The organism is Bradyrhizobium sp. CB82 (assembly GCF_029714405.1).
In the GTDB taxonomy this organism is placed as follows: domain Bacteria; phylum Pseudomonadota; class Alphaproteobacteria; order Rhizobiales; family Xanthobacteraceae; genus Bradyrhizobium.
Genome location: NZ_CP121650.1, coordinates 4,958,809 through 4,979,046, shown reverse-complemented (window position 1 = coordinate 4,979,046; position 20,238 = coordinate 4,958,809). Strand labels below are relative to the sequence as shown.

Sequence of the window (20,238 nt, the reverse complement as noted above, 5' to 3'; positions counted from 1 at the left end):
CAATCATAGGAGGGCGATCATGCCAATCCAGCTCGTGATGGACCGCAACGGCGATAGCCGCTATTCCTTCAACTCTGACGACGCAGCGGAACTGGCCCAGGCTGAACGGCGGTTTTACGAACTGACCAGGATTGGCTTCACCGCGGCGGTCCGGACTAGTCCAGATCAGGTATCCAAAGTCCGATCGTTCGACCCCACGGCGGAAGAAACACTATTCTTTCCCAGACTGATCGGCGGGTAGTCGCCCTCCTGTCATGTTTCGATTTCGATCATTACCGTTGGGTAGCCGCTCCCGCATGAGAGCGACGAGAGCCCTTTTCATAAGGCACGGCGTGGAGGCCACGCCCGAGGGCCGGTCGCTACGGATGCTGCGAGATTGGCTGTCGAAGGCGCAGCGAGAGCAGTTCGCAAGTAAGGGCTACTTCGATGTGGTCGGAGGCAACACCGGAAATCAGTATAGGATCTATACTGGCACATCGGTCAATGTTTGCGAGATCGACGAAAGAGGTCGCCTCCGCGAGGGGCTCTGTTTCACGACGATTAGTGATCTCCCAATCGGCGACGTGATGCTTGCCCAGAAGATCGCACTGGAAATATGCGAAGACGAGGTGCGCGCCCTGGCCAGGTGGTTCACTCCCAAAAGTCAGCATTTTCGGGAAACTCAACTTCGCGGCTGATGACGCGGATCGGCCTTAGTCTACGGCCGGTGTTGCGCCCATTGATGCCTGAAATCAGTCCCTACGCTGTCTATCTTAAGAGGCGGCCTTCAGCTTCGGCTGAGCGCCGGGCTTGAGCCGGCCGATCTTCGCCAAGGCTTCCGTGCGCACGAGCTTCAGCCCTTCCTTGGCGTCGTAGCCGTGGATTTCCTTCACATCGAGCTTGCGCATGAAGTCGATGGTCTCCTGAGTGATCACCTGTCCCGGCACCATGATCGGGAAGCCCGGCGGATACGGGATCACGAAGTTCGCCGAGACGAGCTCGGGCCCGGCCTTCAGCCGCCGGTCGATCTCGGGATCGTTGAGACGGATGTGCTCGCAACCCGCCGCGTCGTAAGCGGCATAGAAGCCGCTGCGGATATCGCCTTCGTTGGTTTTGGCGCCGGCATCGCCGCGGAAGCTCGGGTGGAAATGCGAGAAGTTCGGCAGGTCGGGCACATCCTTCATCAGGCTGGTGACCCGCGCCTCGAATGTCTTCTTCGCGTTGGCACCGCCCTGCGCCAGGCCGCGATCGACCTCGCCCGCGATCTCGGCCAAGACCCGGACGAGGTGCGCGACGTCGCTGCGCGTGTTGTTGATGTTGGACTGGAGCAGGACGGAGTTCCGGGAGGTCTTGTTGACCTGGATGTTGTACTCGTTCGCCAAAATGCCCTTGAACTGCGTTCCGTCGTAACCCGCGGTGCCGCAGACCAGCGTCATGCGGGTCGGATCGAGGCAGAACTCGTCGTCGTCCAGGCTCTTCAGGGTGTTCACCCAGTTCACGCCGGCTGCGAGATAATCGGTGAAGCCGCTCTGGCGATATTGCGCGGGCACCATGACGTCCGCGCCGAGGATCCGGAAATATTTCGAGATCAGCGGATTATTGTTGACTGCCTGACGGATCGCGAGCGCGATTTCCATGGCGTTGGCGACGAGGCCATAGCCCTCGAGCTCCATCTGCCGCCGCGAGACGTCGAGGCTCGCGATGAGCTGCTGGTTCGGACTGGTCGAGGCATGGGTAAACACGGCCTCCTTGAACTGCTGCTCGACTGTGTGGAATTCGACGTCCTTGACCGAGAGCATCGAGCCCTGCCGGATCGCCGACATCGACTTGTGGGTCGAGTTGGTCTGGTAGACGCGCAGGCGGATCTGGCGCGGATCGGGAATGAGCCTGGTCTTGAGCAGCACCTCGTCCGTCGGATTCTTGCCGAGCTCGGCCTGCTGCTTCTCATAGGCCGCGACCGACTTCGGATCGCGCATCCAGGCCTCGATCTCGTTGGCGGCGCCCATCGCGGTACGGCGACGCAGGAACGGCGAGAAGCGCGCAAAACCGAACCAGGCCTCGTCCCACAGGAAGATCAGGTCTGGCTTGATGGCGAGGCATTCCTCCATCACCCGGCGGGTGTTGTAGATGTGGCCGTCGAAGGTGCAGTTGGTGAGGTCGAGCAGCTTGACCCGGTCGAGCCGGCCGTCGGCCTTTGCACCCAGCAGCGCCTGCTTGATCGTCTTCAGCGGCACCGCGCCATACATCGAGTATTCGGTCATCGGGAAGGCTTCGACATAGAGCGGCTGGGCACCCGCCAGCACCATTCCGTAGTGATGGGACTTGTGACAGTTGCGATCGACGATCGCGATGTCGCCGGGCGCCAGCAGCGCCTGCACCGCCATCTTGTTCGAGGTCGAGGTGCCGTTGGTCACGAAGAACACGCGATCGGCGCCGAGAGCGCGCGCCGCCTTGTCCTGCGCCTTCTTGATGTTGCCGGTCGGCTCCAGGAGGCTGTCGAGGCCGCCGGTGGTCGCGCTGCTCTCGGCCAGGAACAGGTTCGGGCCGTAGAACTCGCCCATGTCACGGATCCAGTCCGACTTGAAGACGGATTTGCCGCGGGCGATCGGCAGCGCGTGGAAAGTGCCGATCGGACGCTGCGCGTATTTCTTGAGATTGTCGAAGAACGGGGTGTCGTATCGATCCTGGATGCCCTCGAGGATCGACAGATGCAGCTCCAGGAGTTCCTCGATCGAGTAGAAGATACGACGCGCGACATTGGCTTCGGGGTTGCCGGCCATCTCCTCGACATCACGGTTGGACATCAGATAGATGTCGAGCTCAGGCCGCACCCGCTTGATGATATGGGCGAGCCGAAGCGCAGATGCGTCGGATTCATCGTTGAGGCCAGCCGCGGCCGTGATGGAGCGGAGGATAGGCGCGCTGTGGCGTGAGCGCAGGCCAAAGCCCTCGTTGATGACGACGGCCGCGATGTCGGGATTGAGCATGGTGGCGCAGAACGCGTCTTCGAGGCTGCCGACGATGACCGGCTCATAGACGAAGGAATCGACCGGACGGCGCAACTTGCGCCATTCGGCCGCGAGCGCCGGCCACTGGCTGGACGAAAGGCCCGTGACGATCAAAGTCTCGAAATAGGGACGGCGCGCCGCATGCGAACCGAACGTCGGCGGCAGCAGGTCGGGCGCTTCGCCATTGCCTTCGTCCTTGAGATTCCAATCGCCGGCGTGTTGGCGGAACGATCGTGTGGTCAGCGCCTGCGTGATCCGCGTCGCAAGGGCCAGTGATGTTGCCGCATCGCCGGTTGAAGCGGCCTCTCGTAATGCTGCCATCAATTGAAGCCCGGGATAGCCGTGAAATTCCTCAGTCACCGACAGATCGGCCAGCGCTGCATCATATTTTTCGCGGTCTCCGCCGCGGGCCCATGCCTTCGCAGCCTCCACCAGATCACGCCAGTCGTCCGCCCGCCCTCCGGGCCCGGAAAAGAACTGATCGATGCGCTTCTGCGCGGGCTTCGTGTCCTTGGACATGCGTCTCTCCCGATCCTAGGGCGAACGTATTTGGCGGATCGTGAGCACGGCATCCGGATGCTCCATTGATCCAAGTCAACGGTCGCGTGGTCTGAATGCCGGATGCGGCGCACTGCACCGAGACGTGCCGTCAAAACGGAGGACCCGCATTCGGTGGGTCGTTGCTCGGAAGAGATCTTCATGCGCGTCCCCCATTACGCGGGACTTCGCACCGCAACAGCACAATCAGGAGCGTGCTCATGGAATGCTGAGCGCTAGCTTCGGCATTTGCGTGGTTCCAAACGCAACAACGGCCGTCCCGACGAAGAAAGCGACGCACACTGAAGCAAAGATGCTGGAGCGCCGGAGCGTTCCCGGCCGCTTGCAGAAACCGCCGAGAATGCACCTTCGCTCGCCTGGCGCAGATTGCGCCTATAGCTCGGTGATGATCACCGGCAGGCGGCCATTATCAAGACTTCCCGTTGACGCGGCGCTGGTGCAGCGTGCGAGGGACTTTGGCATCTTGGATGGCTTCCTGATCCCGGTCGCTTCAACTGCGGGAAGGACGGGACAAATATGGTTCGGAGGTCGGACGCTCGATCGGCCGGAGCAACAATTGCCAGCCCTGCACCTCATGGCGATCTATGCGTTTGATCGAACCCTCAAACTTCATGGCTCGCCCGTGCGGCACCAAGCAAACCTGACGCTCCGGAAGGGGCGCGACCACGCCTGGACAAGCGGTCGCGGTTCCTGTGTTCGCAACCGAACATTCAGGCGTGCAAAGGTCCGCTAACATCCACGCCGAGCATGTAGCGCCCGCGGATCGCGGAAGCGGCATTTTTGCAAGACGGACAAATCAATAAAAAATTGCGCATACGCCAGCGCATCACCAGACCGCCCAACACCTTCGAACGCCCCTTTGTGAATCAGGTATCTCGCTTGACGTGCGAGCGCTGCGGAGCGACTGACTCTGTGACTTTCTGGCGTTTCGAAGGGATAGCTCACCGCGCGTGCGCGGTGAGTAGTCGGAAGCACCCTTGCCTTCAAGGCTAGTTAAAGCAGCGCAATTTTGGATTAGAGAATGACAAATTATGTCATCGTTCGGGCCTATGGAAGGCAATTGGATCAGTTGCGTGGAGAGGCATCCCGCATCTCACGGGCAAACAAGATCGACTGGTGGATTGAGCGCGACGTCCAAGGGACACGATTCTGCTTTGACGACGCTGAGGCGAAGAGGGCGTTCGTCTCAATATGCGAAAACGTCGGTGTTTCGCATGTAGACAGCTTCCCGCCAGCGTGAACAGGAGGGATCGCTCGGCGCCTACTGTTTTGGCGCTTCGGGAGCTGTTGCTGGCGCTGTGGGCTCGGCGGCGGGTGTGCTGCCCCTGAGCTCTGACGGGGCTGCACAATCGCCGGCCCAAAGCTTGGTCCCTTTGACTGTTCCTACGAGCTTACAGCACTTTGGGGGCGGCGGCTGCTTGCGCGGCTTGTTGGCAGAATCGGGGTCCTCGTCGCGATCGCTGTGATGGAGTCGCCCTAATGAGCACTGAGCTCGACGAGTTGTCATACTGTCAACAGGCGAATGCCAATCTGTCTCAGCGGAATGAGGAGCTTGAGCAAAAAATCAGGGATCATCGCTCTTTCTGGATCATGGCCGCCACGATCGTTCCGTCTTGTGATTTTGCTCTTGGTTTCCAGCGTTCCGAAAAGAGACGTTTTCGACGGAGCAAATCGTTGCCAAACCCTACGGTGGATGGCTCGTGCAGCCCGCTCGAAATCTCAGCGATGAAACGGACGAAAAGACGATTGCTGCGATGTCGTCACTGGACGCCGCTCTTGCAGAGTGCAGCCCGTAGGATTTCGGCGACGATCCTCCTCAAGAAGAGTGAGTGTCAGTCTTTCCAAGGTCAGAAAAGCATATGAGATTCAGGCCCGAACAGCATTTCAGAATGGCAGACCGGTTGAGTGCCCAGGCGCTGGATCAGGCGGATCTGAAGAAAAGGGACAGGATAGAGGCGACGGCGCGGGTCTTCCGCAGACTCGCCGTGAGAGCTTATCTTGCGATAGATGCTAGTATGAAGCGGCGGGATTGGAGCCGGTTCAAGGACGACGCTACGTTCGCGGGCTTGATCGATACGCCGTCACCCTGGAGCTCCTTGGCAGAGTGGGAATGCCATTTGGAGGATCTTGAGAAGCTGCCTCCTTCAAAGCAGTTGAGGCTCCTCATCGAGCAAGCTGAAGAGGCCATCGTGCGGAGGAAGCTGGGACTGCTTTGATATTCGACTTAGATTGATCACCTGCGAGTGGTCCCGGCTTCAGGCTGGGCACCGATTACCCGAGAGGCGCTTGGCACCTGGCGGCTTGAGGCGTTGGAAACCGCTTCGCGCCGAGCGGAATCCTTGAGTGGGCGCCTTTCTACTTTGAATGTCACCTCGTGTGCCCATCAGCGAAGGGACGACTTCCCTCATTGAGGTCGGCTTAGTGGGCGGAGCGGAATTGCTCACCCTGAGTTCTTCGCTTTTTGACCCTTTGCTGACTTCCCAAAAACCAGAATACAATGGTTCATGACAAGGCTCGCAGCTCTGCTCAAGATCGCAAACAATACCAGCGGGTTTATTGGACGCAAACTGTGCGCCCCGTCTGCGGCAAGCCGATCAAGGTTGCGCCTCGGCGGAGCCGGGTAAGTATCGCTGCTCCATTTGCGACGACAGCGTTCCGGCGAAATCGCCGACGATTCGCCGGCCGGAGCCGCGCTGAAGCCGCCGAACAAATAAGATGTAAGTCATCATCGGCGCGGTAACGAAGCTGTTCCGATGATCAGCATGGCTTTCGGTCTGCCAACACCGCACGAGCGGAACCAAACTGAACCTCAATGACTTAGGTGGGTCGGAAGGCGCGCAAGGAGCGGGCCGTGGTCGCCGATTTTCCTACCCGGAAGTCAATCCAGCGCACGGTCGGCGATGTCCACATTGCGACGGTCCGCTGCGGCTCCTCCAGACTCTCTTTCATTCCGTATCCGGCAGAAGTGTCCGCATCTTGGAGTGCACGGATTGCACCAAGCTGATCTGGTTAGCGCAAGGAGTAACGCCATGAGTACGGCTATTCGCAAGGCAAGTGCCGGTCCCGCCATCATTACCGTAGGCGAGCTCATCGATGAACTCTGCCGATTGCCGGACACAGCTTTCGTTACCTTCCACTGCCCAATGCTCGAACATGAGCTTGCATTTTACCACCTTCGAAAGCGATCGAAGGACATCGTCGAGATCGAAGTGAAAGCCTATCCGCAAAGCCGCCCGGCCCACGCCGCCTGAGCAGTGCCATCGGCTGTTTGTGTCCGGCCTCACCGGGAACGATCACCCCCATTGCGGCATTAACATATGAGACCGTCGCCCGCTGTTCCAACAAACAGCGCACGCTGCGGGATAGCCAAAGGTCGTTGACGCAAGGACCCGCTGTTTAACAAGCGCCCGCGCAGATAGCCAAAGGCAACGGTCTCCGCCTCTCCGTCGAAAAGACGGAATGCTAGTTCGTGGGCAGGGCTCGGAATCCAGCAATGTTCGTTTTGGCCAAGCCTCACCGGATGGGCCCATGCGCAACCGCATTGACATTGATCACGCTCATAGTCGTGCAATCGCCCAAGAGATCGGCGAGCGCCTGCGAGGATTGCTGAAAGAGGAAACCGAGTTACCGACCAGCATCAGAAGGCGGATGGCACAGCTTCGCGCGTTGGAAGGCGATTCGCCCTCGATTATTCCAACCTTTGAAGAGAATTTCGAAAAGGATGCTGATCGCAAAGATCAGCGCTCTGCATGGTGGTGGCGGAATGGCTGACTCAGATCACCCCGCATGCAATGAAAATCCCGATCAATCAGGAGAGTGACGCCCGTGATCGTGGAGGCAAGAAACACATCACTCAAGGTCATGGTTCGGCTCACCAGGTTGCGAGCTCCGTCGATTCAAATACAGTTGCACTGAGAAAGTTTCGGGTTCTTTGCAGGCGGGCGCCTGCTCAAGCCTTGTGCATGTTAAGCCAAAATCCGTTTCCGTGGTTGTCCGGAATAGACTCGTTCGACGAGGACGATCAATGCAATCTCGTTGTCGACAAATCGTACGTGCTTTCGCCCGACGGATGATTGCGCCGTCGGTTTTTGCATGTGCGAAACGACTTGTTACAAGATTAATACTTCGTTCCGTACAAATACGATCATCCATCGCCACGGCAGGGCGGACGGGGAAAATTGAGCATAGCCTTCAGTTGCTTCGAGGATGGAGGCTGGCAATGAGCGACTTCAACGAACGCACCCAAGCAAATCTGAAGACGGTACTGGAAGAAACCTGCCGTGAGTTGCCGACCGGCGGTGATCACGAAACCCGCAAATACATCGCCGAGCACTTGATCGAAGCAGCGCGATCCGGCAAGACGACTCTGGGAGAGCTTCGCCGGTAGCGCATCACGCCTTGCTGACCTTAACGGGGCGGAAGTCGGCCTAGTCCAGCGTATAGAGGGACCCCAAGGCCGGCGCGCTTAGTCGCCAGGGCCGCATTGAAGCTTGCTTTCAATGAAGTAGCGTGACGACTTCTGGTCTGGCCCTGACGCGAAGTACGGCTTGGCTCTGAAATGGTCAGCTTGTTGGTCGAGACTGGAAGCAAATCCGGCGGCTTCCAAACCGGCGCTCCTGACCCTAAACGGAAATCGGGCGTCGCCTGATCGGATTCACAAAATCCCGCTCAATGTGGTTTGCGACAAGGTGCGTGGTTTGCTCCCTAAATCGCGCGGGCCGTTCGCCACATGGGGTCAAACTGAAGAACCCGGTGTCGCCTTCGAAGGATGTGCAGAGGACTCAGTCGTTCAGAGATGAGCACGCGGCAATAGCCATCCCATGATCTTCTGATACGGATCGCGACGACTGCGGACGAATGCGTTCTCGTTCTGCTGAGCGGCGGTCCTGGCGAATTCAGAAATCCCCTCCATAGACTGCCGTTTATCCTTCGGAAGCTTCGCCCATTGGCGAATGATCTTCCGGCGGGCTTCGCGTTGCTTTTCCCTTACGTCAGGCATCGGGACGCTCCTTGAAGAGGATTTATTCCGGTCGCCCTAGTATTGTTTGGGCTCACTAGAACTTCAACGTCCAATCAAGAACTCTTAGCCCCTCTGATCGTGCAGCGCTATACACGGGAGCGAGTCTCATATTGGCTTTGCAGGCCCGCCGCCCTAGAATTGCGGCGATCGCAGGACGGGCGAAATGCAGTATGTTTGCGACGCGCCGAAGGGCAAGACCTGGTTCCGTATCGAGACGGAAGGTGAAGCGATGCATGAGTCGCGCCTGATGGGCCACACAGTTGAGAAATATTTCCGCCGCGAGCGGGAGAAGGCAGTCCAGTCCTGGCGTCCCGAGCGGCCCAACGCGATCGAGCGCGACATCGGCCTCGAGGCCCATGTACAGCGAGAGATGCCGCTTTTCCTCACGCTGCGCGACAAGGAGGGCAATGCACTGACTACAGCGATGCTACCACCCGGTGGCAAGGATCGCGGCGGGTTCCGGATCATCATCGTTGCCGCATCCAATGCCGATCCTTATCCTCAACAGGACGCGGCCATCGCTGCACTGGGAGCGCATTTCGGTCTCACACTCGATCGCAACCGCTGCTTCCCCTACGGCCGCTAAGGAGCCTGACAAGTATCGCCGCTTGATTGGAGCGATGTCGGCTCATGTGCCCATCGCCTCACTTGGTGCGATGCAGTGGTGCGTCCGGAGTTAGGGGTAGACCGAAGTGACCGGCAGTGGGTCAAACCGACGCGATTGAGACCCTGACCGGACATGCAACCCGCCGTGCGGGCGTGCAATAAATTGGCTCGCGTGGTAGACTTTCTGTCCTCTCGGTCCGGACTGGATAGCGTGAAATCCCTAGGGGGCCGCGATGCAGCAGGTTGCCGACTGGCTCGAAAAGCTCGGCATGTCCGAGTACGCCCAGCGTTTTGCTGAGAATCGCATTGATTTCTCGGTCCTTCGTGAGCTGACCGATCAGGACCTGAAAGATCTCGGGGTCGTCATCGGTGATCGCCGAAAAATGTTGCGCGCGATCGCCGACATCGACGGTATCGAGAAGAACGCACCAGCCGCGCCCGCCGGGGCACCTGCAGCGCAGCGTCGTACACCCATCGCCTCAGAGCCAATCCCGACCGCGACGCCACCGCCGATCTCCGCCGAGGCCAGCGGCGAGCGCCGCTATGTCACTGTGATGTTCTGTGATCTCGTCGGCTCGACCAGCATTTCCGCGCAGCTCGACGCTGAGGAGTGGCGCGATCTCGTCGGAGGTTATCTCGATGCCGCGTGCGCTGCGGTGACCGAGATGGGCGGCCATGTCAGCAAGAAATTGGGCGACGGGGTCATGGTGCTGTTCGGCTATCCGGTGGCGCAAGAGAATGACGCCGAACGCGCGGCGCGGGCGGCGCTCTTGGTCCAACGCGCACTCGCCGAGGTGAACCGCAAGAATACTGAGGCTGGCAAGCCAGCGCTCAACGCGCGCATCGGCATTGAAACCGGAGCGGTCGTGATCGACGCGGCGGGCGAGATTTACGGTGACGCGCCGAACGTTGCAGCGCGGGTGCAGGCGCTGGCGGAGCCGGGTACGATCGTGGTGACGGCGCGGGTGCAGCACCAGGTCGCGGGGTTGTTCGTCGTTGAGGGCCGCGGCAGCCATGAACTTAAGGGCGTGCCGGAGGCGGTGACATTGTACCGACTGGTGCGGGCAAGCGGCGGCGGGCGCCGCGCCGGGCAGCGCCATCTCGCGCCGCTGGTGGGGCGCGAAGAAGAGATCGCGATGTTGATGCGGCGCTGGGAGCGGGCGCGGCGGGGCGACGGTCAGTTGGTGATGATCGTGGGCGAGCCAGGATTGGGAAAATCCCGCCTGATCGAGGAATTCCATCCGCGGCTGCGCGAGGTGCCACACACTTGGGTCGAATGGAGTTGCTCGCAGCTTCTGCAGAACACGCCGCTGCATCCGATCGCCGATTGGGGCCGGCAGCGCTTTGGCGGCGCCGACATACCCGCCGAGCGGCGTCTCGCGGACCTGGAGAATACGTTGGCGCTGGTCAAACTCGACCCGGCGGAGAATGTCAGGTTGCTCGCGCCATTATTGGACATCCCCTTGCCGCAGGACCGTGCGCCGACTTTAGAGCCGGAAGAATTGCGGCGCCGACAGCTGACAGCGCTCACGAATTGGGTCATGGCCGGCGCGCGAACTCAGCCGGTGGTGCTGGCACTTGAAGATGTGCACTGGGCTGATCCGACCACGCTCGAGCTATTGCGCGGCATCGCCGAACGCGGTGCGCTGGCGCCCTTGTTCGTTCTTATCACCGCCCGGCCGGAGTTCCGTCCGCCATGGGGCATGCGCTCGCATCACAGCACAATCTCACTGGCTCCGCTCGATCGCTTGCAGGTGCGCCAGATGGTCGGCGAGCTTGCCTCTCGCTGTGCGCTGTCAAGGGAAGTGGTTGACGGCGTGACCGAGCGCACCGGCGGCGTGCCGCTGTTTGTCGAGGAGATGACACGGCTCTTGCTGGAGAGCGGCGGGCGGGGCATCCAGGCGATTCCGCCCACCCTGCAGCAATCGTTGACGGCGCGGCTCGACCGGCTTGGCCCGGCGCGCGAGGTGGCCCAGATCGGCGCCGTTATCGGGCGGGACTTTTCCTACACACTCCTTCGCGCCGTAACCGCTATGGAGGACAGGCCGCTACAGATTGCGCTGGAACGGCTGGCCGAGGCGGACATTCTGCTGGTGCAGGGCCTGCCGCCCGATGCCGATTATCGCTTCAAGCACGTGCTGATCCAGGATGCAGCTTATGAGAATTTGCTTAAGAGCCGACGCCAGGTTTTGCACCGCCGCGTCGGCGAAGTGTTACGCGATGATTTTGCCGCCACCGCCGCGGTCGAGCCGGAAGTATTGGCGCATCACTTCACAGAGGCCGGGCGCAGTGATGCCGCGGTCGAGTATTGGCAACGAGCGGGGGATTTGGCGATGGTACGCTCGGGCCACGCCGAGGCCATTCATCACTTTTCCGTTGCGCTGGACATCTTGCGCAAGCTTGGTGAAAAACCCGATCGTGTAGCGAAAGAGCTGGAGTTGTGCGTCAAGCTCGGGCCGGCCCTTATGATGATGAAGGGCCCAGGGTCACCGGACGTCGAAGCGATCTATAGCCGCGCCGTGGCTCTCGAGGCGGGTGAAGAAAACTCAGCGCGGTTCAAGGCACTGTGGGGCCTCTACTATCATTCGATGAGCTCCGGACGCTTGCGTGCGGCGACCGCTCATGCCGACGAGCTTCTCGGGCTCGCGCAGCGCTTGGGCGCTGATGATCTCGTCCTAGAGGGCCATCACGCGAAGTGGGCGACGTCGCTTTGGTGCGGCAACTTGGCCGCTGCAGGCGATCACTCTCAAAAAGGCATTTCACAATACGACTGCACCCGGCATCATGCTCTCGCGTTCGCGTTCAGTGGTCATGATCCTGGCGTGTGCGCTCACGCGGCCGGCGCGATCAACCTGGCTCTTTTAGGCTTCCCTCAAAAGGCAATGAAACTCGGTGGAGAGGCCGTCACGTTGGCTCGGAGCTTGTCCCATCCGTACAGCCTCGCCCTGGCAATGTGGTTCTGTGCGATCGTCCTTCAGGTCGGCCGCCAGAGACAATCCTGCCGCGATCTTGCATCTGAGCTGATCGAACTGTCGCAAGAGCACGACTTTCCCATGATGCGCGGCGCTGGGACTTTCTTCTTGGGGTGGGCGACGGCGGATAGCGCCGAACTCGAGCACGGAATCGCTTCGATGGAACAGGGGCTCGCGCTCTTTTCGGCTGTCCGCCAAGTCACCAGACCCTACATGTTGGCCGTTTTGGCAAGCGCTAAAGCAGATCTCGGCAGGCCGGACGAAGGGCTCGAATTGTTGAAGGATGCGCTCGCCCTGACAGCGGTGAGCGGTGAAGTTTGGTGGCAGGCCGAAATGCACAGCCTTAGGGGTCGGCTGCTTGCGGCGCGCGGGCAACACGACGAGAGCGAAGCGTGTTTTCGATGCGCAATCGAAGTCAGCCGCGGACAGAGTGCAAAGACGCTGGAGCTGCGTGCTGCCACAAGCCTCGCGCGGCTCTGGAGCGACCGAGGCAGGAACGCAGAAGCCCGCGATCTCCTCGCCCCGATATACGGCTGGTTCACCGAGGGTTTCGGCACGCCCGACTTGAAGGAGGCAAAAATCTTACTCGACGCGCTGTCGCGATGATGGGCTCATGTCACGAAGTTTGTAAGAAACGTCCGCAGTTGTGCCTTCTGCGACTTCGAGCGATGTCCGCTCATCCGCTGCTGTTGAGGGTTGAGCGGACATCAGTCACAGCCAGGCGCGTAATGACACGCCCTAGCCAGAAACGATAGAAGCAATCGACGATGCTGAAAATCTCACTCCGCGTTCGTTGGAAAGCCCAGTTTTGCGAGCTCGTCGGCGACCTCACGTAATGAGCGCCGGTGCCCCTTTGGTGATCGCCGGCGTAGACGCTTTGCTGTGGCAACCAGCTCCGGATTGAGGTAAGCGCTTAGCCATGACCCTATTGAAGCTGGCTTGACGTTTTGCGGAATCGCCACGGCATGAGGTCATCGATCCTGCTGTGGGGATTGCCGTCGATGATCGCCTCGAGTGTTTCAGCGATGTAGGCAACCGGGTTGACGCTGTTGAGCTTGCAGGTGGCGACGATCGACGCCAGCATGGCCCAGTTTTCGGCCCCGATTTCATGGCCCGCGAAGAGCGCATTTTTTCTGGTTAGGCAGACCGGCCGGATGGCGTTCTCGACCGGGTTGGTGTCGAGTTCGAGACGCCCGTCTTCGAGGAAGCGGGTCAGCCCCTGCCAGTGATTGAGCGCATAGCGGATGTCCTCGGCGAGCGTTGAGCCGCTGGAGATCATAGAAAGCTGCTTCTCAAACCACGGTTTTAAAGCCGCGATGAGGGGCAGCGAGTGCTCCTTGCGCGTGGCCAACCGGACGTCCGGCGACGAGCCGCGCACCATGGCTTCGATGGCGTAAAGCTGCGCGATGTGTCGAACGGCGGCCTCGGCGATCGGAGACTTGCTGTTGCGCACCAATTTGACGAAGCGCCGGCGCAAATGGCTCCAGCAATGCACGAGCGTCCACGGCCCTTGCGGTCGAACGACCTCGGTCAGCCGGTCATAACCGTCATAGGCATCGCATTGCAGGTAGCGTCCGCCAAAACCGTCGAGGAACTGCTCAGCAAAGGCACCGCTGCGACCAGGGGCATATCGGAACAGCACGATCGGCGGACTTGGCCCGCTGTGGCCGCGGTCGTCTGAGGCGATCGCCCAGAAGTAGCCTTTCTTCGTTTGGCCGCGCCCCGGATCGAGTACCGGCGCCCTGGTCTCATCCATGAACAGCCGATCCGCCATAGCCAGGTGGTGGCGCATGTGGTCCGCGATGGGCTGAAGATGGAAGCAGGCGCGGCCAGACCAGTTGCCCAGTGTCGCCCGATCAAGCCGGATCCCCTGGCGCGCATAGATCTCGGCCTGACGGTAAAATGGCGTGTGGTCGCCAAATTTGGAGACGATCACGTGCGCGATGGCCGCTTCGGTCGGCAGCCCGCCGGGCACGACGTGCTCCGGTGCGTGCGCCTGCACGACGGGGCCCGAGCAGCGGCGACAGATATATTTCGGGCGGCGCGTGACCAACACCCTCCATTGCGCCGGTATCACGTCCAGGCGTTTGCTGACGTCCTCGCCGATCTTCGCCATGGCGCCGCAACCGCACGGACAGAGCGTGCTTGCAGGCTCGATGATCCGTTCCACCCGCGGCAAATGGGCAGGCAAGCAGCCGCGATTGCGATGAGGACCTTGATCCGGCACGTTCCGCGATCGGCCGTTGATCACAGCCTCGGCTCTCTCCTGCGCCGCGTCCAGGATGCCTTGCGCGATCTCCACGTCTTCCAGCGGTAAGTGATACTGATCTGGCCGCAGCTTCTCGGACTTCGAGCCGAACTTCTCGCGGCGCAATTCGCCGAGAATGATCTCTAGCCGACGCCGCGCTTCCTCCGACGCCGCCAGCGCCCCCTGATGCTCGCTCAAGGCCGCCTGCGTTTGCGCCAAAAGCGCCTTGAGGCGTTCGTTTTCGTCGCGCAGCGCCGCGATGCTCATGTGCTATTTCGAGCACATCGGCGCCACACGTGCCACGCTCAAAATAGCTGCCGAGTCATTCTGCCGCAGTTATCCAGCGACCTGCGGCCGCCGCGCTTCTTCCGGGCGGACCAACCTCCAATCCAGCCCCTCGAACAAGGCCGCGAACATCGCCGGCGACATCCGCATCACGCCGTCCGCGATCGTTGGCCAAACGAACTTGCAACCTTCGAGGCGCTTGTGAACCAACACCAGGCCCGTTCGGTCCCACACCAAAATCTTGATTCGGTCCGCTCGTTTCGATCGGAACACGAAGGCTGCGCCGCTGAACGGGTCAAGACGAAGCATCTCCTGCACCTTCGCCGCAAGCCCATCGTGGCCACAGCGGAAGTCGATCGGCCGCGTTGCAACGTAAATCTTCAGATCAGCACCGGCCGCAATCATCGTGATGCTCGCAGCACGCGGATCACCCGGGACAGCTGCTCGGCATCAATGGCCGTATCCGTCCGCAGCACGATATCACCAATCGCGATCTCAAGCTTGATGGCCGGAGCCTGACGCTCTTCCAACGCACCTCCCACCACCAGCGGCGCGAATGTCGGCTGGGACGCTTCGCACGCCGGCAGCAGGCCTCGCTGTCGAAAGCGCCGTCGCCAATCGTAGATCTGCCAGCGCGTCGCTCCGTGCTTGCGCGCCACCTCGGCCACCTGGGCACCGGGCAACAGACTCTCCGCGACGATCCGAGCTCTCTCAGCTTCCGAGCGCACGCGCCGCCCCGACGGTCCTTCCAGAACTTCCAACCGGCTCACCGACCCTGGGCCGTCTAAATGGACGTCCTTTTTGCTGTCCAATCCCATCTCAAACCTCCGTCCAACCCGGAGGCTTCTTCGCACAGCTATTCCGATCCCGAAGCAAGGGTTCCGGCTAAGCGCTTACGGATTGAGCTCCGCCCAGCTCTTCCGACCCTCGACCTTTCCGACCGCCTCACGCTTGCGCTGACGCGCGGCGCGCAGCTTCGCCACCGTGGTCGCCTTCAGCCAGATCTCGAGGCGCTAGATCGGATCATTAGTGGTCAACCGGATCGTAGGTATATCCTCGTACTTCTCTCCATCAGGACCGCTGCGATCAAATTTCTCGCTGGCAGCAGCTTCGATGCGGGCTCGAAACCTGTCGAAATGCTCGAAGGCAGCAGCGAGGTCTCGAATGTCGAACGGATCAAGTTGTGCGAGAGCCTCATAACTGACGAAGACGCGGATGGGTATAACAGGGGTGGCTCCCTCGACCGTCATCCAAAACCCGATTGCCCGCAGCTCGCTGTGAGCTACAGCCTTGCCTTTCCCGTCGGCAGCCAGCGGCATGGGCATTTCTCCCGCACCAATTCAACCGCAACGAGCGAACGGGCGCAACAATCCCTCGGGGGATTGATTTTTAGCGCGGATCCCGATGGGCCGCCCGACGGCAATCAAGCTTTCTTGGGCCGATCGACGCGCAGAAATTCGGAAGGCTCCTTGATCAGCCGGTCCCGGCGGCGCCCTGTCTCAAACTGGGCCTTGCAATCCCAGTCGATGCCAGATCTGCAATGCCCATGCCACAGGGGGGATGACGGCCCTCCGGTTTCGGGTCGATCCAGGGGAGCATTGCATCATTTGCCGCGAGTGTTGCCGGGCAGCTCTATCGTCATTTCCGGCTTTGCCGTAAGCCCTTGCCATCATGACCCGGACAAGCCGCGATTTGCCAAACCTGCCAGACCTGTTTGTCGTCAAGCATGAACTGGCGGGGGGACATCGGATTGTCATTGCCGACGCTGCCGGCCCCAAGCTTCGAGGAAAGCGCGGCATCGTCCTGGGGCCTGGATCGACGAGAAGTCAGGTCAGGGTACTCCTCGACGGATCGAGGACTTACATCACGCTACATGTGCGCTTTGTGAACTTACTCACAGCTCCCGTTCCATCACCGGGCGCCTCCGTACCTTTAGCGTGATCGAGGCCCACCGGTTCACGCTTGCGGGCATCGTCGAAGCGGATTCAAAAATTTGCCAGATTAGCGGCGCTTCTGTGCGGGGATGGCCATTTCTAACAAATGTTGCAAAGAGGCTGGCATAGTTTCCCCTTCGGCCCAGCGCCGCCGCAGCTCACCAGCGATGTCTGTTGTTACAACGCGCGACCATCCCTCGGTGGTGTTGAAACAGACGATGCGCACGGGGTAGCTATACTGGCCGTCCAAGAGGTCGCGGATCAGCGTTTCGTGGTCATCCTCATCGTCGCACCAGGCGCGCCCTACCCAAATGCCGGAGGTGTCCAGCACGATGTAGGTGTCCTGGTCTGCATCTTGCGGCACGATGGATGGCTGGCGAGGCATACCAAAAAACTCCCGCCGCGGAAATCGAAGGCTAGGACGGTTACACTGCTTCAGCCCGCTTGTGCAGAGGGGGCTGGCTTGGAAATTGGGGGTACACCAGTCGGATATGCGGCAAAGTGGCATCTTCATACTTGCTCGCGGAACGTACGATGATGCGAACAATCTTCAGTTTTGCCTCACCGGGATGCATTTAAAGCGTGCAACCTTATTCAATCCTTTAGAGGTGACCGATGCCGCTTGCGCCTATTGAAACCGGCCATTGCAACGTGGATCTCAAGCCATCGCCGATCGAGCCGTCCTGGATTATCGAAGGTAATCCGGAAGCCCGCTCGTACCTGCTGTCCACCAGTGCGTGCGGCACTGCCTCGACCTTCATCTGGTCCTGCACCGAGGGCAAGTTCAACTGGTACTATGATTTGGATGAGACCATCATGATCCTTGAAGGATCGATCGTGCTCGAGAGCGAGGGCATGCCCCCGAAACGCTACGGCGTCGGCGACGTGATCTTGTTCCGCAACGGTGCGCACGCCAAATGGCATGTAGAGCGCTATGTGAAGAAGATCGCCTTCTTGCGCCATACCACTCCGATCGGGCTCGGTTTCGCAATCCGCGCCGTCAACAAGTTCAAACGCAGGTCTTTTGCTCCGGGCGAGCGTGGCTTTGCGGGCCTTGTCGAAGCAGCGGGCTAACGACTTTCATTGGGCGCTAAGGCGGATTAGCTACATGTCCGCGGAAAATCTGCGGATCGGTTGACAAGTCGCGTCAGTTGCTGGCCTGAGGCGATATGATCTTAAGCACTCACGCAGTTGTCGGAGGCGCCGTCGCTAGTCTGTTCCCGTCGCACCCAGTCCTCGTTGCGGTTGCGGCCTTCGCAAGCCACTTTGCGATCGATGCGATCCCGCATTGGGATTATCCACTTCGAGCGATCAGGTTAAAGCCCGGCGCCAACAATTCCCCGCTGCGAGTGGATCCGAGGTTTTTTCTCGATTTGGCCCTTATCGGCTTCGATGCTTGCGCGGGTCTGTTGATAGCAATTTGGCTTTTCGCGACACCCGCAACGATTGGAGTGATTGTGCTCGGCGCCCTTGCAGGGATGACGCCCGACCCCTTACGGGTCGTGCACAGGGTGCTTCCGAAGCAGCCCCTGACGACCTTACAACGCTTTCATAGATGGGCCCACACGAAGCGGAGGCTTAGTTGGCCGCTCGGCATCAGCTCGCAAGCACTCTTTGCCGCATCCGTATCCTGGATAGTCTTGATCATCGGCTGAGGAAGCTAACGTGGTAGCGATGAGGGCTACGCCGACACTTGTTCCAGGAGCCTCACGTCAAACGGCCGCAGGCACCACGTTGAAGCGGTGTCCTTCGGCCTGCGCTGCTACCGTTCCGCACGATCGGTGCAGCGATCTCCGTTCCTCATCGCCTTCGGCACGATCGACGAGGCGACTGATGTTTCCAGCAACAGGAGGGCGGGCGCAACTGAAAGCCACTATTGTTTAGCAGGCTCTTCGGCAGGTGCCGCTGGCGCTGCGGGTTCGGCGGCGGGTGTGCTGCCCCTGAGCTCTGACGATGCCGCACAATCGCCGGCCCAAAGCTTGGTCTCCTTGACTGTACCTACGAGGTCACACACCCGGTTGGGGCGGCCGGCTGTTTGTGCGGCTTGCCTATAGCCTTGGGTACTGCGTTCGCCTTGGGGGCTGCCGTTTGCGCGAAGGCAGACGCCGAAAAGCCAAACATAGCGGCGGCGAGAATCAGCGGCGTCCTCATCAACATCCTCCTTTTGTCTCCAGTCCGTTCTCTTAGGCCGGCTTCGGCGCGGTCACCGGGTGGTCACCACGGGCGGTGATCGGGCGAACAATCGATCTGCGTGTTTGACATTTAGAGCGGCCGCTTGCTTCAGCGCTGCGTCGATGGCCTTGAACTTTCTCCTGCGCGAAGGTTTCGCCCGCGTCTTGTTGGGCATCTTCAATCTGGTAACGAGCAACAAAATGCTGCTGCAGCCGGCGCACTCATAAATTTTCAGACTGTAGCCCCTAGCCACGGGAATGAGCTTTTTGAGCACCCGAGCTCGACAGCAAAGCGTGCATCCGGCTTCGCCGTTCATGATAAAAATTCCTTGAAAAAAGCAGTCTGACGGCAATGGATACGATGAAAACTGAGTCTGCGCCGGAAGGCAATGGCCTAGGGGGCCAGCTCTAGAGCTCCCGCTCCATCGCTGGATGGCTTCGGTTCTTCACCTTGATCCAGAACTTTTGCCTGCCGCCGCGGTACGGCCGATCGCGTTGCTTTGACACCAGGCCGCCCTCGAGCCCCATGCGGCAGGCGGCCCGAAACAAGTCTGGCCCGATCTCGCCGCGCTCGAAAGGCGCCACGGTGATGCCGTCCGGCCGACGCGCGAGCAACTGCTCGAGGTCTGCTTTGCGCATGTGCAATGGCAGGGCTCGCAGATCGTCGCCGCCCATCGCGAGAATGTCGAAGGCGTAGAGCTGCACCGCGTTGAAATCGGAGATGCCGTCGACGCCGAGGATCACGGCCTCGCCATCAATGACGAAATGCTTCTGCCGGTTCTTCAGCGCGGCCTCGGCAATCCAGGGATAGCGCTGGGTCCAGTCGCTGCCGTTGCGGGATAGGAGGCGCACGCGCTTGTCTTCCCGGATGACCAGCATCTGGTAGCCGTCGTGCTTCACCTCATGGATCCAGTCCGGTCCGGCGGGGACCTGCTTGCCGGCGGTCGCCAGGCAAAGCTCGTACGCCATACGCATGCGCCGAAGATAAGAATTTCGCGGGCGGGGTCGAATCGCTAAAGTTCAATGAACGTTCACCGGGCGTTCATGAACCTTTATCAGCTGCGGCGAGTTCTTATCGATGAGTCAGGTTCACGGATGGGGATCGATCAATGAAGCGCCTCCGATTCAAACCAAAGTCCTCGCTGAAGGTACGGCTTGCTATAGAAGCCCGGCAGTTGAGCGACGAAGCCGAGACCTTCCCACCCGGGCACAAACGAGACAGTCTGCTTAGGAAGTCCCGACAGACCAAGGTTGCGTCCGACATAGTCGAGTGGCTCATATCACCGGGTAGGTGATCCTGCCGCTCGCCGCGGTGACCGCAAAGACTGGACGACAGAGGATGATCTCCGGATCAGGCCAGGCGAGCGTGTCGGCGGCCTTCCGGTGGGCCGATTAAATCGATAACACGGCCCACTCGGCAACCGCGTCTAATTCGGCCCGACGACCCTCCCGTCATC

Annotated in this window: 19 protein-coding genes; 10 read left to right on the top strand and 9 right to left on the bottom strand. The window is 60.3% G+C overall.

Annotation, left to right across the window (positions count from 1 at the left end; genetic code table 11):
• Positions 1 to 19 precede the first annotated feature (19 nt).
• On the top strand, positions 20 to 241 hold the full coding sequence (locus QA640_RS24205; protein WP_283035455.1) for a hypothetical protein: 222 nt from the start codon (positions 20 to 22) through the stop codon (positions 239 to 241).
• A 55-nt stretch (positions 242 to 296) separates the two neighbouring features.
• Complete coding sequence (locus QA640_RS24200; RefSeq protein WP_283035454.1) at positions 297 to 677, top strand: hypothetical protein; 381 nt, start codon at positions 297 to 299, stop codon at positions 675 to 677.
• 75 nt (positions 678 to 752) lie between these two features.
• Here the strand turns inward: QA640_RS24200 and QA640_RS24195 are convergent, their stop codons facing one another.
• A complete protein-coding gene (locus tag QA640_RS24195) occupies positions 753 to 3,506 on the bottom strand; it encodes a decarboxylase (protein WP_283035453.1) in 2,754 nt (917 codons plus the stop codon).
• Between the two features lie 244 nt (positions 3,507 to 3,750).
• On the opposite strand from QA640_RS24195, the gene QA640_RS24190 reads away from it, so the two are divergent.
• From QA640_RS24190 to QA640_RS24170, 5 genes are all read left to right on the top strand, one after another.
• On the top strand, positions 3,751 to 4,278 hold the full coding sequence (locus QA640_RS24190) for an autoinducer binding domain-containing protein (protein WP_349253638.1): 528 nt from the start codon (positions 3,751 to 3,753) through the stop codon (positions 4,276 to 4,278).
• 1,126 nt (positions 4,279 to 5,404) lie between these two features.
• The gene (locus tag QA640_RS24185; RefSeq protein WP_283035452.1) at positions 5,405 to 5,761 is read left to right on the top strand and encodes a hypothetical protein; all 357 of its coding nucleotides are present in this window, start codon (positions 5,405 to 5,407) and stop codon (positions 5,759 to 5,761) included.
• Between the two features lie 813 nt (positions 5,762 to 6,574).
• Positions 6,575 to 6,796 carry a hypothetical protein gene (locus QA640_RS24180; RefSeq protein ID WP_283035451.1) on the top strand — a complete coding sequence of 74 codons (222 nt, stop codon included), beginning with the start codon at positions 6,575 to 6,577 and terminating at the stop codon, positions 6,794 to 6,796.
• Positions 6,797 to 7,073: 277 nt separating this feature from the next.
• A complete protein-coding gene (locus QA640_RS24175; RefSeq protein ID WP_283035450.1) occupies positions 7,074 to 7,316 on the top strand; it encodes a hypothetical protein in 243 nt (80 codons plus the stop codon).
• Positions 7,317 to 7,764: 448 nt separating this feature from the next.
• Positions 7,765 to 7,932 carry a hypothetical protein gene (locus QA640_RS24170; protein ID WP_283035449.1) on the top strand — a complete coding sequence of 56 codons (168 nt, stop codon included), beginning with the start codon at positions 7,765 to 7,767 and terminating at the stop codon, positions 7,930 to 7,932.
• Positions 7,933 to 8,334: 402 nt separating this feature from the next.
• Here QA640_RS24170 and QA640_RS24165 read toward each other — a convergent pair whose 3' ends face one another.
• Complete coding sequence (locus QA640_RS24165; RefSeq protein ID WP_063707793.1) at positions 8,335 to 8,544, bottom strand: hypothetical protein; 210 nt, start codon at positions 8,542 to 8,544, stop codon at positions 8,335 to 8,337.
• A gap of 184 nt (positions 8,545 to 8,728) precedes the next feature.
• On the opposite strand from QA640_RS24165, the gene QA640_RS24160 reads away from it, so the two are divergent.
• The gene (locus QA640_RS24160) at positions 8,729 to 9,151 is read left to right on the top strand and encodes a hypothetical protein (protein WP_283035448.1); all 423 of its coding nucleotides are present in this window, start codon (positions 8,729 to 8,731) and stop codon (positions 9,149 to 9,151) included.
• 253 nt (positions 9,152 to 9,404) lie between these two features.
• Positions 9,405 to 12,749, top strand: a complete 3,345-nt coding sequence (locus QA640_RS24155) for an adenylate/guanylate cyclase domain-containing protein (protein ID WP_283035447.1) — start codon at positions 9,405 to 9,407, stop codon at positions 12,747 to 12,749.
• A 319-nt stretch (positions 12,750 to 13,068) separates the two neighbouring features.
• On the opposite strand, the gene QA640_RS24150 is transcribed toward QA640_RS24155, so the two are convergent.
• From QA640_RS24150 to QA640_RS24130, 5 genes are all read right to left on the bottom strand, one after another.
• A complete protein-coding gene (locus tag QA640_RS24150) occupies positions 13,069 to 14,658 on the bottom strand; it encodes an IS66 family transposase (RefSeq protein WP_283035446.1) in 1,590 nt (529 codons plus the stop codon).
• A 69-nt stretch (positions 14,659 to 14,727) separates the two neighbouring features.
• On the bottom strand, positions 14,728 to 15,081 hold the full coding sequence (gene tnpB, locus QA640_RS24145) for an IS66 family insertion sequence element accessory protein TnpB (protein ID WP_080134255.1): 354 nt from the start codon (positions 15,079 to 15,081) through the stop codon (positions 14,728 to 14,730).
• Positions 15,078 to 15,494 (bottom strand): transposase, encoded by a 417-nt coding sequence (locus QA640_RS24140; RefSeq protein ID WP_283035445.1) that lies wholly within the window; start codon positions 15,492 to 15,494, stop codon positions 15,078 to 15,080. Before QA640_RS24140 ends, tnpB begins: the two co-directional genes overlap by 4 nt.
• 195 nt (positions 15,495 to 15,689) lie before the next feature.
• Entirely contained in the window at positions 15,690 to 15,995 is a 306-nt protein-coding gene (locus QA640_RS24135) for a DUF1488 family protein (protein WP_283035444.1), read from the bottom strand.
• Positions 15,996 to 16,677: 682 nt separating this feature from the next.
• The gene (locus QA640_RS24130) at positions 16,678 to 16,995 is read right to left on the bottom strand and encodes a hypothetical protein (RefSeq protein WP_283035443.1); all 318 of its coding nucleotides are present in this window, start codon (positions 16,993 to 16,995) and stop codon (positions 16,678 to 16,680) included.
• Between the two features lie 230 nt (positions 16,996 to 17,225).
• Between QA640_RS24130 and QA640_RS24125 the strand changes: the two genes are divergently transcribed.
• The gene (locus QA640_RS24125; RefSeq protein WP_283035442.1) at positions 17,226 to 17,684 is read left to right on the top strand and encodes a cupin domain-containing protein; all 459 of its coding nucleotides are present in this window, start codon (positions 17,226 to 17,228) and stop codon (positions 17,682 to 17,684) included.
• 1,129 nt (positions 17,685 to 18,813) lie between these two features.
• Here the strand turns inward: QA640_RS24125 and QA640_RS24120 are convergent.
• Both QA640_RS24120 and QA640_RS24115 read right to left on the bottom strand, forming a co-directional pair.
• The gene (locus tag QA640_RS24120) at positions 18,814 to 19,098 is read right to left on the bottom strand and encodes a hypothetical protein (protein ID WP_283035441.1); all 285 of its coding nucleotides are present in this window, start codon (positions 19,096 to 19,098) and stop codon (positions 18,814 to 18,816) included.
• Positions 19,099 to 19,189: 91 nt separating this feature from the next.
• Positions 19,190 to 19,756, bottom strand: a complete 567-nt coding sequence (locus QA640_RS24115) for an RNA ligase family protein (RefSeq protein WP_283035440.1) — start codon at positions 19,754 to 19,756, stop codon at positions 19,190 to 19,192.
• Positions 19,757 to 20,238: the final 482 nt, after the last annotated feature.

Excerpts from the sequence above, each read along its gene's own strand:
- QA640_RS24205 (WP_283035455.1), top strand. The coding sequence starts at position 20 with ATGCCAATCCAGCTCGTGATGGACCGCAACGGCGATAGCCGCTATTCC.
- QA640_RS24200 (WP_283035454.1), top strand. The coding sequence starts at position 297 with ATGAGAGCGACGAGAGCCCTTTTCATAAGGCACGGCGTGGAGGCCACG.
- QA640_RS24195 (WP_283035453.1), bottom strand. The coding sequence starts at position 3,506 with ATGTCCAAGGACACGAAGCCCGCGCAGAAGCGCATCGATCAGTTCTTT.
- QA640_RS24190 (WP_349253638.1), top strand. The coding sequence starts at position 3,751 with ATGCTGAGCGCTAGCTTCGGCATTTGCGTGGTTCCAAACGCAACAACG.
- QA640_RS24185 (WP_283035452.1), top strand. The coding sequence starts at position 5,405 with ATGAGATTCAGGCCCGAACAGCATTTCAGAATGGCAGACCGGTTGAGT.
- QA640_RS24180 (WP_283035451.1), top strand. The coding sequence starts at position 6,575 with ATGAGTACGGCTATTCGCAAGGCAAGTGCCGGTCCCGCCATCATTACC.
- QA640_RS24175 (WP_283035450.1), top strand. The coding sequence starts at position 7,074 with ATGCGCAACCGCATTGACATTGATCACGCTCATAGTCGTGCAATCGCC.
- QA640_RS24170 (WP_283035449.1), top strand. The coding sequence starts at position 7,765 with ATGAGCGACTTCAACGAACGCACCCAAGCAAATCTGAAGACGGTACTG.
- QA640_RS24165 (WP_063707793.1), bottom strand. The coding sequence starts at position 8,544 with ATGCCTGACGTAAGGGAAAAGCAACGCGAAGCCCGCCGGAAGATCATT.
- QA640_RS24160 (WP_283035448.1), top strand. The coding sequence starts at position 8,729 with ATGCAGTATGTTTGCGACGCGCCGAAGGGCAAGACCTGGTTCCGTATC.
- QA640_RS24155 (WP_283035447.1), top strand. The coding sequence starts at position 9,405 with ATGCAGCAGGTTGCCGACTGGCTCGAAAAGCTCGGCATGTCCGAGTAC.
- QA640_RS24150 (WP_283035446.1), bottom strand. The coding sequence starts at position 14,658 with ATGAGCATCGCGGCGCTGCGCGACGAAAACGAACGCCTCAAGGCGCTT.
- tnpB (WP_080134255.1), bottom strand. The coding sequence starts at position 15,081 with ATGATTGCGGCCGGTGCTGATCTGAAGATTTACGTTGCAACGCGGCCG.
- QA640_RS24140 (WP_283035445.1), bottom strand. The coding sequence starts at position 15,494 with ATGGGATTGGACAGCAAAAAGGACGTCCATTTAGACGGCCCAGGGTCG.
- QA640_RS24135 (WP_283035444.1), bottom strand. The coding sequence starts at position 15,995 with ATGCCGCTGGCTGCCGACGGGAAAGGCAAGGCTGTAGCTCACAGCGAG.
- QA640_RS24130 (WP_283035443.1), bottom strand. The coding sequence starts at position 16,995 with ATGCCTCGCCAGCCATCCATCGTGCCGCAAGATGCAGACCAGGACACC.
- QA640_RS24125 (WP_283035442.1), top strand. The coding sequence starts at position 17,226 with ATGCCGCTTGCGCCTATTGAAACCGGCCATTGCAACGTGGATCTCAAG.
- QA640_RS24120 (WP_283035441.1), bottom strand. The coding sequence starts at position 19,098 with ATGAACGGCGAAGCCGGATGCACGCTTTGCTGTCGAGCTCGGGTGCTC.
- QA640_RS24115 (WP_283035440.1), bottom strand. The coding sequence starts at position 19,756 with ATGCGTATGGCGTACGAGCTTTGCCTGGCGACCGCCGGCAAGCAGGTC.